Origin of the sequence: uncultured Arenimonas sp., from assembly GCF_963976025.1 — a bacterium.
GTDB lineage: Bacteria > Pseudomonadota > Gammaproteobacteria > Xanthomonadales > Xanthomonadaceae > Arenimonas.
Genome location: NZ_CAXBJS010000002.1, coordinates 13,608 through 26,266, shown reverse-complemented (window position 1 = coordinate 26,266; position 12,659 = coordinate 13,608). Strand labels below are relative to the sequence as shown.

The window sequence follows — 12,659 nt, the reverse complement described above, 5'->3', positions numbered from 1 at the left end:
TACGATCCGCGGCATGAGCGATGAACCGGTGGTGATGTGCGAAGGGAAATACCTGCGGCTGGTGAAGCGCGGGCACTGGGAATATGCCGAGCGCACGAATGCCGGCAGCGCGGTGATCGTCATCGCGGTCACGCCGGAGCGCAAGCTGCTGTTCGTCGAACAGTTCCGCATCCCGATGGGCGCACCGACGATCGAGATGCCCGCGGGCCTGGTCGGCGACCTCGATGAGGCCGACACCATGGAAGAAGCCGCCAGGCGAGAGCTTCTGGAAGAAACCGGCTGGCGCGCGGACGAGGGGAAGGTACTGATGGTCGGCCCCACCAGCTCGGGCATGAGCAACGAACTGATCGCCTTCGTGCGCGCCCGCGGCCTGACCCGGGTCAACGCCGGCGGCGGCGACGCCACCGAAGACATCACCGTGCACGAAGTCCCGGTCGACGAAGCACCGCGCTGGCTGGCCGGCAAGATGGCCGCCGGCTATTCCATGGACCCCAAACTCTGGGCCGGCCTGTGGCTGCTGGACCACAATCCCGACGGCACCCCGGCCTGAGCCGCTAGCGGAAGCCGTCGGTCGCCCGCACCAGGATGTCGACCAGCTCGGGTTCGAAAGCCGAGTGGCCCGAGGTCGGCGCGATCTCGAGTTTGGCGCCCGGCCAGGCCTGCTTGAGGTCCCAGGCGTTCTGCACCGGGCAGACCACGTCGTAGCGGCCGTGCGCGATCACGCCCGGGATGTCCTTGAGGCGATGGGCGTCGCGCAGCAGCTGGTCGTCGACGTCGAAAAAACCACCGTTGACGAAGTAGTGGCATTCGATGCGCGCGAAGCTCAGCGCGAAATGCGCGTCCTCGTGGCTGTGCACGAAGGCCTCGTCGGCCTGCAGGAAGCTCGTGCTGGCCTCCCAGACCGACCAGCTGCGCGCCGCCGCCAGCCGCGTGGCTTCGTCGTCGGAGGTCAGCCGGCGGTGGTAGGCGCTCATCAGGTCGTGGCGCTCGACCACCGGGATCGGCTCGAGGTAACGCTGCCAGGCCTCCGGGTACAGGCGCGACGCGCCTTGCTGGTAGAACCACTCCAGCTCCCAGCGCCGCAGCATGAAGATGCCGCGCAGAACCAGCTCGCTGACCTGGCCCGGGTGTGCCTGGGCATAGGCCAGCGCCAGGGTCGAACCCCAGCTGCCGCCGAAAACCTGCCAGCGCTCCACGCCCAGGTGCCGGCGCAGCTTTTCGATGTCGGCCACCAGGTCCCAGGTGGTGTTGTCCACCAGGTCGGCGTGCGGGGTCGACCGGCCGGCGCCGCGCTGGTCGAACAGGATGATCCGGTAGGCCTTGGGATCGTGGAAACGCCGCATCTTGGCCCCGCAGCCCGCGCCCGGCCCGCCGTGCAGCAGCACCACCGGCTTGCCCTCGGGGTTGCCGCACTGTTCGTAATACAGCCGGTGGCGGCCGTCCGCCTGCAGGAAGCCGCTGTCGTAGGGTTCAAGGTCGGGGTACAGGCCGCGCATGCCGTTTTCGCCACTGGAAGGGGGAGCGGGGATTCTAGCCCGCCCCCGCTGCGGCACCCCACCGCTTGAACTGCAACACGAGGGGCGTATGCTCGGGTCCTGATGGGCATACCGCCGACCCGCTTGAGTCTGGTGGGTTCCGGGAGCAGCCCCTACCCGGCCGGGGCCCCGTCTTTCCTCGAAACTGCCCTGCCCCGCGTACTTTCCCTCGACGCGCATGGCCGGATCCTTGACTGGATGCACTGGCAGGACGCCGTCTGCCTGTACGTGCGCGGCGCCGTCGCCTGGACCCTGGGCGATCCCTGCCTGGTGGTGCGCGGCGGCACCAACCGCGCCAGCGGCCTGCAGAGTTTCGTCGAACTGCACCCGATCGTCGCCGGCCGCAGCCACGCCCAGGCCAAGGCCCTGGATCCTTCGCCCTCGCTCAGCAACACCGCGCTGTTCGCCCGCGACCGCAACCTGTGCATGTACTGCGGCAAGGAATACGGCCGCCATTCGCTGACCCGTGACCACGTGGTGCCGGTGTCCCGCGGTGGCCGCGACGTCTGGGAAAACGTCGTCTGCGCCTGCTTCCACTGCAATTCGCGCAAGGGTGGCCGCACGCCGCAGCAGGCCGGCATGCCGCTGCTGGCCGTTCCCTACCGGCCCAGCTGGGTTGAACACCTGATCCTTTCGAACCGCCACATCCTTGCCGACCAGATGGCCTTCCTCAAGAGCCACCTGCCGCGCCGGCCCGCCCGACCGGCCTGAGCCGATTTGACGCGGTGCGCGCCAGCGCCGACACTTCCGGCCTTCGCGCCGTACCTTGCCGGCGCGACCAGGGGGAACAACAGCAAATGACGACTCGAAGCATCTGTTTCGCGGGCCTTTCCCGCGACGAACAGGCCACCGTGGAAGCCGCGTTCAAGCAGGCCAATGCCGCCCATCGCTGGGCCCTGGCCAACGAAAACGAGGCCGAGGCCGTGGTGGTCGACATGGACTCCATGTACGGCCAGATGAGCCTGATGAAGGCCATGAGCGGCGGCAAGGTGGTGGTCGCGCTGACCGCCGGCGGCCGCGTCGACACCGATTTCAAGCTGTCCCGGCCGGTCACCGCCGAGGGCATCGCCACCCTGCTGGCCGAACTCGAAACCCAGGCGCCGCCGGTCGCGGCCGAGCCGGCCCCGGTGGAAGCCCCGGTCGCCAGCGCCCCGGCACCCGCGCCCGAGCCCGCGCCGGCCCCGCCGGCCGACCCGCACCTGGCCGACTACCTGCGCCCGGGCGCGCTCAAGGGCCCCGTGCGCCTGCAGATGGGCGACGCGCCGGCCATCGTGCTCGACCCGGCCCAGGGCGTTTACCTGGGCGGCGCCACGCTCAAGCCGCTGCTGCCCTACGCCACCGCCATCGTGCGCGAAGCCGACCTCGAGCCGGTGGACCCGGCGCAGCTGCCGGCCCTGGCCACCGAACTCGGCGGCAGCCATCCCTTCAGCCGGCTGGCCTGGATCCTGGGCCTGGGCGGCTTCAACGGCAGCCTGGCGCCGGGTTTCAACCCGAACGACCGCTACAAGCTGCTCAAGTGGCCGCAGACCGAACGCGAGTTCCCGCGCCACTTCCGCATCGCCACCGTGATGATGAAGGGCCCGGCGCTGCTGACCGAAATCGCCGAGCTCAGCGGCGCCAGCCTGGCCGAGGTCACCGACTACGTGAATGCCAGCCTCGCGGTTGGCGTCGCGGAACCCGACGTGATCGCGCCCAGCGAGCCCGAGCCGGCCAAGGGCGGCCTGCTGGGCCGCTTCCGCCGCTAAACCGGCGCGCAAACCATACGGGCCGCCTGAACCGCGGCCCGTGTTCGCCTTGCCCCCACCGGCGGGGTGCCGGACAATTCAGCCCTGTCCCCACGCCAGATACCCGATGGATCCCCAGCGCTACCCGCGCCTTTCGCGCATTGCCGTTCCCGCCGACCTGCGCCAGTTCCCGGAAGCCGAACTGCCGGCGATCGCCGATGAACTGCGCGCCTACCTGATCGAAAAGGTCAGCCAGTCGGGCGGGCATTTCGGCGCCGGCCTGGGCGTGATCGAACTCACGGTGGCCCTGCACTTCCTGTACGACACCCCGTCCGACCGCCTGGTCTGGGACGTCGGCCACCAGTGTTACCCGCACAAGATCCTCACCGGCCGGCGCGACCAGATCCACACCGTCAAGCAAAAGGACGGCGTCGCGCCCTTCCCCAAGCGCGAAGAAAGCGATTACGACACCTTCGGCGTCGGCCACAGCTCCACGTCCATCTCCGCGGCGCTGGGCATGGCCGTGGCCGCACGCGCGCGCGGCGAAGACCGCAAGGTCGTGGCCGTCATCGGCGACGGTGCGATGACCGCGGGCATGGCCTACGAGGCCCTGAACCACGCCGGCGGCATGGACCCCGAACCCGACCTGCTGGTCATCCTCAACGACAACCGGATGTCCATTTCCGAAAACGTCGGCGGCCTGACCAAGATGCTCGGCCGCGCCTCCGGCAGCCGCACGCTCAACGCCCTGCGTGAAGGCGGCAAGAAGCTGCTGGGCGACAAGAAAAAGCCCGCCGCGCGTTTCATGCGCCGCTGGGAAGAACATTGGAAGGGCATGTTCGTGCCGTCCACCCTGTTCGAGGAAATGGGCTTCCACTACACCGGCCCCATCGACGGCCACGACGTGCCGGCGCTGGTGAAGACCCTGCAGACGCTGCGCGGCCTGAAGGGCCCGCAGCTGCTGCACGTGATCACCACCAAGGGCAAGGGTTACGAGCGCGCCGAAGGCGACCAGATCGAATACCACGCCGTCGGTCCCTTCGACCCGGACGTGGGCGTGGTCAAAAAAGCCGGCCCGGCAAAACCCACCTACACCCAGGTCTTTTCCGACTGGCTGTGCGACATGGCCGCGGCCGATCCGCTGCTGATGGGCATCACCCCGGCGATGCGCGAAGGCTCGGGCCTGGTGCGTTTCAGCAAGGAATACCCGGAGCGCTATTTCGACGTCGCCATCGCCGAACAGCACGCGGTGACGCTGGCCGCGGGCATGGCCTGTGAAGGCGTGAAGCCGGTGGTGGCGATTTATTCCACCTTCCTGCAGCGCGGTTACGACCAGCTGATCCACGACGTCGCGCTGCAGAAGCTCGACGTGCTGTTCGCGATCGACCGCGGCGGCGTGGTCGGGCCCGACGGCGCCACCCATGCCGGCAGCTTCGACCTGAGCTTCCTGCGCTGCGTGCCCGACATGGTGGTGATGGCGCCGGCCGACGAAAACGAATGCCGGCAGATGCTCAGCACCGGCTTCCGGCACAAGGGACCTGCCGCCGTGCGCTACCCGCGCGGCACCGGCCCGGGCATCGCCGTGCAGCCGACCCTGGACATGCTGCCGATCGGCAAGGCCGAACTGCGCCAGCGTGGTGCCGGCCTCGCCCTGCTGGCCTTCGGCGCCATGCTGCCGGCGGCCGAAGCGGTGGCCGCCGAGTTCGGGCTGACGGTGGTGAACATGCGCTTCGTCAAACCGCTCGACCGCACGCTGCTGCTGGACCTGGCCAAGGGCCACGACGGCTTCGTGACCCTCGAGGACAACGTCGTCGCCGGTGGCGCCGGCAGCGGCGTCGCCGAACTGCTGGCCGCCGAAGGCATAAGCCTGCCGATGCTGCACCTGGGCCTGCCCGACGGCTGGCAGGAACACGCCAGCCGCGAACAGCTGCTGGCCGAAGCCGGCCTGGACGTGGAAGGCATCCGCCGCGCCCTGCTGGCCCGCTGGCCCGACCTGGCCAAGTCCCGCCGCAGCGCCGTCGGCGGCTGATCCCGGCGTCCTGCGCGCCCCCTGCGCTGCGTTGTTCCGGACACGCCCCCCGGAGGACACGACCATGCGCGCGATCTTCGCCCTGTTGCTGCTTTTTACCGGGGTGGCCCTGGCGCCACCGGCCTGGCCGGAAACCGGCGGCGACGACGGCGCGCCCGGCCAGGTGCTGGCCGACGGTCCCGAGGCCGAGCTGCTGATCCGCGTCGGCGACATCGACAACCTGGGCTTCGGCTGGCCGGCGGGCTTCGACCCCTTCACCGGCCGGAACACGCCGGTGCACCCCTTCCCCTTCCAGCCCGAAGCGGACGACCCGCCAGGCACCGACCGCATCATGGTCGTCAGCGGCAATACCGGGGCCAGCGGCGACGGTTACGTGTACGAGTCCCGCCGCCCCGACAACCTTCCCCAGCCGCTGGTATTCGAATTCGACCTGGGCCCCGTGCAGGTTACGACCGTGGCGCTGCAGTTGTTCGTGGACGATTTCCAGTCCTCGCGTTTCGGCAGTCGCTATCGCGTCTGGCTCGACGGCGAGGAGGCCGCCGACCTGGCCGTGACCCTCAATGCGCTCGACCAGACCGGACCCAACGGCAAGCTGCTGACCCTGCAGCTGCTGCCCGAATTCCTGGACCTGGTGCGCGACGGGCGCCTGGAAGTGCGCATCGACGACCCGGACAACAACGCCGGCGACGGCTTCGCCTTCGATTTCGCGCGGCTGCTGGTCAACCCGAAGGGCTACCGGCATTCGGGCACGGTTACCGGCATGGCGGTGGACAGCAGCGACGGCAAACCACTGGCCGGCGTGCTGGTTTCGGCGTCCAACGTGCGCCAGGCGCTGACCGGTGCCGACGGGCGTTTCGTACTTGAGCAGGTGCCGGCCGGGCTGGTGGTCACCACCGGCAGCAAGGCCGGCTTCAGCCCCGACAGCGAGGTCACCGACCTGGTGTCGGGCGCCAGCGTCGAGCTCGTGCTGGAACTGGCGCCGCTGAGCTCGGACAGCAGCTCGCTGGCCGAACGCCTGGGCCGCGAACGCAAGGTGGATCTTTACGGGATCTATTTCGACACCGCCAAGGCAGACCTGCGGCCGGAATCGGAGGCCACGCTGCGCCAGGTGCTGGGCGTGCTGGAAGCCGACACCGGCCTGCGCCTGGTCATCGCAGGCCACACCGACAGTGAAGGCGAAGCCGGCTACAACCAGGGCCTGTCGGAACGACGGGCCCGGTCGGTGGTCGCCTGGCTGGCCGGCCAGGGCATTGATGCCGCGCGCCTGTCGGCCGAAGGCCTAGGCGAGACCCGGCCGGTGGCCGACAACGCCACCGAGGCTGGACGCGCGCTCAACCGCCGGGTCGAAGGCCGCGGGCGGTGGCGACCTGGGCAAAACCCTGCGCCTGGAAGAGCGCGCGCACCGCGGCGCCCTGCTCGTTGCCGTGTTCGATCAGCAGCCAGCCCCCGGGCAGCAGGTGCGTGGGCGCGCCGGCGACGATCAGCCGGATCGCGTCCAGGCCATCGGCGCCCGAAGCCAGCGCCGAACGCGGCTCGAAGCGCAGGTCGCCCTGGCCCAGGTGCGGGTCGCTTTCGGCGATGTAGGGCGGGTTGGAAACGATCATTCGGTAAACGTCGCCGGCCACCGGCTCGAACCAGCTGCCCTGCAGCAGGCGCAGCGGCAGGCCGGCCTCGTCGGCGTTGGCGCGCGCCACCGCCAGGGCGGCATCGCTGACGTCCACGGCGCTGACATCGACCAGGGGGCGTTCACTGGCGATCGCCAGGGCGATGGCGCCGGTGCCCGTGCCCAGGTCGAGCACCTGGCCCATTTCGGCCGGCGGCAGGCGTTCGAGCGCCAGTTCCACCAGCAGTTCGGTTTCCGGCCGGGGGATCAGCGTGTCGGGCGTTACCGCCAGTTCCAGCGACCAGAAGCCGCGGTGGCCGGTGATCTGCGCCACTGGTTCGCCGCCCTCGCGCCTTCGCAGCAGCGCGTCGAAAGCCCGCGCCTGGCTGCCGTCGAGCACGTCGCCGGAGTGCGCGTAGAACCAGCTGCGCGGACGCTCCAGCGCGTGCGCCAGCAGCAGCTCGGCCTCGAGCCGCGCCTCGTCGCCGGGCAGGCGCGCGGCGGCTTCGCGGATGGCGTTGGCCAGGGTCGTCACTTCAGCCGACCACCAGCTGCCAGCCCTGGACAAAACACGCCAGGATGAAACCGCCCAGGAAAAACAGATAGGACAGGCGCAGGTACCGGTACTTGTGGTGCGCCAGGTAATAGCCCAGGGCGTAGGTGTCGCGCGCCATGGTTTCGTAGACCGAACCGTCGGACTTGAGCGCGCCGGCGATCTCGGTGAGGAAACGTTCGCGCGGCAGTTCGGCGAAATGGCCGAAGAACATCAGGTTGAACTGCGGCGGGATGGTGTCATCCGTCAGCTTCAGCGGCCGGTATTTCGGCAGTACCGCCAGCACCGCCAGCAGCAGCGCCAGCATGGTGAAGGCGGCCAGGGTGATCGAGGCGCTGCGCAACATGGGGTCGCCGAGCCGGCCCAGCACCAGGGTCAGCACGATCGAGGACATCGTGATGATGATGTTGGCCTTGGTGTCGGCCATGGTCGAGAGCTGCACGTGGTGCTGCTGCATCGTTCGCAGCAGGCAGTCGCCGGTATTGCGTTCGGGGATGGCCGCGTAGAGGCGATCGATATCGCCGGCGGCGCCGGGCTGTACAGGGGGCATGGCGCGTTCCTCCGGGGGCGGCGCCATGATAACGCCCTTGCGGGAGGGACTTCAGTCCCTCCCGCGGGGATGTCTTCACGCGGTCTCGGCGGCCTCGCCCGGCACGTCGGCACTGGCCGGCAGCGGATGCCGGATCAGGTGGTCGAAAGCCGCCAGGCTGGCGGTGGCGCCGGCGCCCAGGGCCACCACGATCTGCTTGTAGGGCACGGTGGTGGCGTCGCCGGCGGCGAACACGCCGTGCGCCGAGGTGCGGCCGTGGGCATCGACCACGATTTCGCCGCGCGGGCTCAGTTCAATCGCGTCGGCCAGCCATTCGGTGTTGGGCAGCAGGCCGATCTGCACGAAGATGCCGTCCAGGTCCAGCTGGCGATCCTCGCCGCTGACGCGGTCGCGGTAGCTCAGGCCGGTCACCTTGCGGCCGTCGCCCAGCACTTCGGTGCTCTGGCCGTTGAGCACGACCTCCACGTTCGGCAGGCTGCGCAGCTTGCGCTGCAGCACTTCGTCCGCGCGCAGCTTGTCGGCGAATTCGATCACCGTCACGTGGGCGACGATCCCGGCCAGGTCGATGGCCGCCTCGATGCCGGAATTGCCGCCGCCGATCACCGCCACGCGCTTGCCCTTGAACAGCGGGCCGTCGCAGTGCGGGCAATAGGCCACGCCCTTGTTGCGGTACTGCTCTTCGCCGGGCACGCCCATCTGCCGCCAGCGTGCGCCGGTGGACAGGATGACGGTGCGGGCGAACAGGCTGGCGCCGTTGGCCAGCTGCACTTCGGCCAGGCCGCCGACCTCGTCCGCGGGCACCAGGCGCGTGGCGCGCTGAAGGTTCATCACGTCGACATCGTTGGCGCGCACGTTGGCGTCCAGCGCCGCGGCCAGGCGCGGGCCCTCGGTGTGGTCGATAGCGATCAGGTTTTCGATGCCCATGGTGTCGAGCACCTGGCCACCAAAACGTTCGGCCGCCACGCCGGTGCGGATGCCCTTGCGCGCGGCGTAGATGGCCGCGGCCGCGCCGGCCGGGCCACCGCCCACCACCAGCACGTCGTAGGGCGCCCTGGCGCGGATGCGGTCGGCGTCGCGGCTGCCGGCGTTGGTGTCGAGTTTGGCCACGATTTGCGCCAGGTCCATGCGGCCCTGGTCAAAAACTTCGCCGTTGAGGAAGACGGTGGGCACCGCCATCACTTCGCGGCGCTCGACTTCGTCCTGGAACAGGGCGCCGTCGATGGCCACGTGTTTGATGCGCGGGTTGAGCACCGCCATCAGGTTCAGCGCCTGGACGACGTCCGGGCAGTTCTGGCACGAGAGCGAATAATAGGTTTCGAAGCTGAAGTCGCCGTCCAGCGCCGCCGCCTGTTCCAGCAGTTCCTGCGATTCCTTCGACGGGTGGCCGCCGACCTGCAGCAGGGCCAGCACCAGCGAGGTGAACTCGTGGCCCAGCGGGATGCCGGCGAAACGCACGGCGACGTCGCTGCCGCTGCGCACGATGGCGAAGGACGGCTTGCGGGCGTCGTCGCCGTCCAGGCGCAGGGTGATCAGATCCGACAGAGAAGCGATTTCGCCGAGAAGGGCCTCGAGTTCGCGCGACTTTTCGCCGTCGTCCAGCGACGCGACCAGCTCGATCGGCACGCGCAGCTTTTCGAGGTAGGCAGCGAGCTGGGTCTTGAGATTCTGGTCAAGCATTTCCTGACTCCTTGGGCAGGGGTTTGCGCCTGGGGCCGGTGAAGGCCGCAGGCGAAAACCACCGTTTGGGATGCAAAGCGCGGGGCATTGCCCGGGCGGACCAGCCGCCCGGGCAAACCTTCCGTGAAGCGGGACTCAGATCTTGCCGACCAGGTCCAGCGACGGGGCGAGGGTCTTCTCGCCTTCCTTCCACTTGGCCGGGCACACCTGGCCCGGATGGGCGGCGACGTACTGGGCGGCCTTGAGCTTGCGCACGGTTTCCTTCATGTCACGCGCGATGGCGTTGTCATGGATCTCCAGGGTCTTGATGACGCCCTTGGGATTGATGATGAAGGTGCCGCGCAGGGCCAGGCCCTCTTCGTCGATGTGCACGCCGAAGGCGCGGGTCAGCTGGTGGGTCGGGTCGCCGACCAGCGGGAACTTCGCCTTGCCCACGGCCGGCGAGGTTTCGTGCCAGACCTTGTGCGAGAAGTGGGTGTCGGTGGTGACGATGTAGACCTCGGCGCCCATCTTCTGGAACTCGGCGTAGTTGTCGGCCGCGTCCTCGACTTCGGTCGGGCAGTTGAAGGTGAAGGCGGCCGGCATGAAGACGATGACCGACCACTTGCCCTTCAGGGAATCCTGGGTGATTTCGACGAACTTGCCGTCGTGGAAGGCCTGGGCCTTGAACGGCTGGATTTCGGTGTTGATCAAGGACATGTGAGCTCCTGTTGGTTTGAGGAAGGGTGAATCGAAACTTGGCGCTATGGTAGGCAATAGCTATTGATATGTGAAAGTGATAGTTCCTATCGTACTGATAGGTTTTATCTATCATCCGGACACCTTGCCTTCACGCTCCGACGATTGTCATCGGCAGTTCCATAGGCTATAGCAATCGCCATGAACCTCCGCGATCTGCGTTACCTGGTTGCCCTGGCCGACCTGCGGCATTTTGGTCGGGCCGCGGAATCGTGCCATGTCAGCCAGCCCACGCTCTCGACCCAGGTCAAGAAGCTCGAGGAAGAACTCGGCGTTTCCCTGGTCGAACGCGCGCCCCGGCACGTGATGCTGACCGCCGCCGGCCAGGACATCGCCATGCGCGCGCGCCGCGTGCTGGCCGAGGTCGAACAGATGCGCGAAACCGCCCGCCGCACCGCCGACCCCGAGGCCGGCAGCGTGCGCCTGGGCCTGTTCCCGACCCTGGGCCCCTACCTGCTGCCGCACGTGGTGCCACGCATCCGCAAGCGTTTCCCGCGCCTGGAGCTGCTGCTGGTCGAGGAAAAAACCGAAGTCGTGCTGCACATGCTGCGCGAGGGCAAGCTCGACGCTGCGGTGCTGGCAATGCCGGTGAACGAGGAATGGGCCGAAACCGAATTCCTGTTCGAAGAGCCCTTCATGCTGGCGGTGCCCGACGGCCATCCGCTGGCGGGCCGCCGCAACCTGCGCCTGGGCGAACTGGGTGACCAGCACCTGCTGCTGCTCGAGGAAGGCCACTGCCTGCGCGACCATGCGCTGGAAGTCTGCGGCCTGGCCGGCGCCGGCGAAAAGGAAGGATTCCGGGCCACCAGCCTGGAAACGCTGCGGCAGATGGTCGCCGCCGGCGTGGGCGTCACCCTGCTGCCGGTGCTGGCGGTGAAACCACCGGTGCCGGCGTCCGAAGACATCCGCCTGCTGTCTTTCCGCGACCCGCCGCCGAGCCGCCGGCTGGCCCTGGTCTGGCGGCGCAGTTCGGCCATGGGGGCCTTCCTGCACGACCTGGCCGCGGTGCTGCGCGACCTGCCCGCCGGCCTGCTGGACCTGCCCGCCGACGACCCGCCCGGGAAGCGCCCCGCCAAGCCTTGAAGCCCGCGGGGCCAGGGGCTATCGTGGCCAGACATGTTTGATTACCCCGGGCGGCGCGTGCAACGCGGCGCCCCTTTTGCTTTTGGAGCCACCATGGCCACGCCGCCGCCGATCACCGTTTCCAGCCGCGACCTCGACCGCCTCGAGCGCCTGCTCGAGTCCCCCGCCGTCGCCGCCCTGCCCGCTGCCGCCGCCCTGGGCAGCGAACTCGAGCGTGCCAACGTGGTCGCGCCGGCCGACATGCCCGCCGACGTCGTCACCATGAACTCCGAAGTCACCTGCGTGGACGAAGTCGGCGGCGAGACCCATCGCCTGACCCTGGTCTATCCGCCCGACGCCGACGTGGACAAACACAGGATCTCGGTACTGGCGCCGGTCGGCACCGCCCTGCTGGGCCTGTCGGTGGGCCAGAGCATCGACTGGAACGCGCCGGGTGGCCGTTCACTGCGCCTGCGGGTCACGTCCATCGCCTACCAGCCCGAAGCTTCGGGCGATCTTTCGCGCTGACCGCAGCGCCCTGCCGCCATGCCGCGCTGGCTCTGGATAAGTCTGGTTGTCGGCACCCTGGCCCTGTTCTGGGCCGCGGGTCGTGGTCCGTCCGTCGTGCCCGCCACCGGCCCCGGCGGCGCGCTGGCCTGCCCGCAGATGGCCTCGCCGGCCGGCCTGGCCGAGCCCCTGCAGGTTCGCGTGGACGACGCGCCGGTCGTGACCATCCAGGGACACACCATGCGCCCGCTGGCGGCCTTTGCGCTCGAGGCGCGGGTGCTGGGCCGCGAGGATTATCGTTTCGACCGCAACGCAGCGCTGTCGCCCACCGACCTGGCCCTGGGCTGGCAGCGCATGGCCGACCCGGAGGTCTACAAGCGCCTGGACATTTCCCAGGGCGGGCGCTGGTATCGCTACCGCTGGGGCGCGGAGGGGCCGCCGCTGCCGCAGCGCGAGATCGTGCGCTCCAGCGCCAACATGCACCTGGTGCCGGCCAACGACGAGGTGGCCGACGCCATCGACCGCGTGCGCGAAGACCAGACCGTGCGCCTGCAGGGCTGGCTGGTCGAGATCCGCAGCGACGACGGCTGGCAGTGGCGCAGTTCGCTCACCCGCGAAGACAGCGGCGACGGTGCCTGCGAGCTGATCTACGTCTGCGAGCTTGAGTCGTTCTGAAAGCAG

At 69.1% G+C, this 12,659-nt stretch carries 12 protein-coding genes and 1 pseudogene; 8 read left to right on the top strand and 5 right to left on the bottom strand.

Features of this window, described 5'->3' with window-relative positions; genetic code table 11:
- The first annotated feature begins 13 nt into the window (after positions 1 to 13).
- Entirely contained in the window at positions 14 to 550 is a 537-nt protein-coding gene (locus tag AACZ35_RS00345) for an NUDIX hydrolase (RefSeq protein ID WP_339824645.1), read from the top strand.
- 4 nt (positions 551 to 554) lie between these two features.
- Here the strand turns inward: AACZ35_RS00345 and pip are convergent, their stop codons facing one another.
- The gene (gene pip, locus AACZ35_RS00340) at positions 555 to 1,496 is read right to left on the bottom strand and encodes a prolyl aminopeptidase (RefSeq protein ID WP_339824642.1); all 942 of its coding nucleotides are present in this window, start codon (positions 1,494 to 1,496) and stop codon (positions 555 to 557) included.
- Between the two features lie 102 nt (positions 1,497 to 1,598).
- On the opposite strand from pip, the gene AACZ35_RS00335 reads away from it, so the two are divergent.
- The 4 genes and pseudogenes from AACZ35_RS00335 to AACZ35_RS00320 form a co-directional block, all read left to right on the top strand.
- Entirely contained in the window at positions 1,599 to 2,246 is a 648-nt protein-coding gene (locus tag AACZ35_RS00335; RefSeq protein WP_339824641.1) for an HNH endonuclease, read from the top strand.
- An 86-nt stretch (positions 2,247 to 2,332) separates the two neighbouring features.
- Positions 2,333 to 3,280, top strand: coding sequence for a hypothetical protein (locus tag AACZ35_RS00330; RefSeq protein WP_339824638.1), 948 nt, complete (start codon positions 2,333 to 2,335; stop codon positions 3,278 to 3,280).
- Positions 3,281 to 3,386: 106 nt separating this feature from the next.
- The gene (gene dxs / locus AACZ35_RS00325) at positions 3,387 to 5,288 is read left to right on the top strand and encodes a 1-deoxy-D-xylulose-5-phosphate synthase (protein WP_339824636.1); all 1,902 of its coding nucleotides are present in this window, start codon (positions 3,387 to 3,389) and stop codon (positions 5,286 to 5,288) included.
- A gap of 64 nt (positions 5,289 to 5,352) precedes the next feature.
- A pseudogene (locus tag AACZ35_RS00320) lies at positions 5,353 to 6,567 on the top strand (OmpA family protein); the annotation flags it as partial.
- Positions 6,568 to 6,619: 52 nt separating this feature from the next.
- On the opposite strand, the gene prmC reads toward AACZ35_RS00320, so the two are convergent.
- The 4 genes from prmC to ahpC form a co-directional block, all read right to left on the bottom strand.
- Positions 6,620 to 7,426 (bottom strand): peptide chain release factor N(5)-glutamine methyltransferase, encoded by an 807-nt coding sequence (gene prmC / locus AACZ35_RS00315; RefSeq protein ID WP_339824634.1) that lies wholly within the window; start codon positions 7,424 to 7,426, stop codon positions 6,620 to 6,622.
- A 1-nt stretch (position 7,427) separates the two neighbouring features.
- Entirely contained in the window at positions 7,428 to 7,994 is a 567-nt protein-coding gene (locus AACZ35_RS00310) for a Pycsar system effector family protein (RefSeq protein ID WP_339824631.1), read from the bottom strand.
- A 75-nt stretch (positions 7,995 to 8,069) separates the two neighbouring features.
- Positions 8,070 to 9,671 (bottom strand): alkyl hydroperoxide reductase subunit F, encoded by a 1,602-nt coding sequence (gene ahpF, locus AACZ35_RS00305; protein WP_339824629.1) that lies wholly within the window; start codon positions 9,669 to 9,671, stop codon positions 8,070 to 8,072.
- Positions 9,672 to 9,806: 135 nt separating this feature from the next.
- Positions 9,807 to 10,370 carry an alkyl hydroperoxide reductase subunit C gene (gene ahpC, locus AACZ35_RS00300; protein ID WP_339824626.1) on the bottom strand — a complete coding sequence of 188 codons (564 nt, stop codon included), beginning with the start codon at positions 10,368 to 10,370 and terminating at the stop codon, positions 9,807 to 9,809.
- 180 nt (positions 10,371 to 10,550) lie between these two features.
- On the opposite strand from ahpC, the gene AACZ35_RS00295 reads away from it, so the two are divergent.
- The 3 genes from AACZ35_RS00295 to AACZ35_RS00285 all read left to right on the top strand — a co-directional run bounded on the left by AACZ35_RS00295 (position 10,551) and on the right by AACZ35_RS00285 (position 12,653).
- The gene (locus AACZ35_RS00295; RefSeq protein WP_339824624.1) at positions 10,551 to 11,492 is read left to right on the top strand and encodes a LysR substrate-binding domain-containing protein; all 942 of its coding nucleotides are present in this window, start codon (positions 10,551 to 10,553) and stop codon (positions 11,490 to 11,492) included.
- Positions 11,493 to 11,585: 93 nt separating this feature from the next.
- Entirely contained in the window at positions 11,586 to 11,999 is a 414-nt protein-coding gene (rnk, locus tag AACZ35_RS00290; protein ID WP_339824620.1) for a nucleoside diphosphate kinase regulator, read from the top strand.
- An 18-nt stretch (positions 12,000 to 12,017) separates the two neighbouring features.
- Entirely contained in the window at positions 12,018 to 12,653 is a 636-nt protein-coding gene (locus tag AACZ35_RS00285; protein WP_339824618.1) for a hypothetical protein, read from the top strand.
- The last annotated feature ends 6 nt before the right edge of the window (positions 12,654 to 12,659 follow it).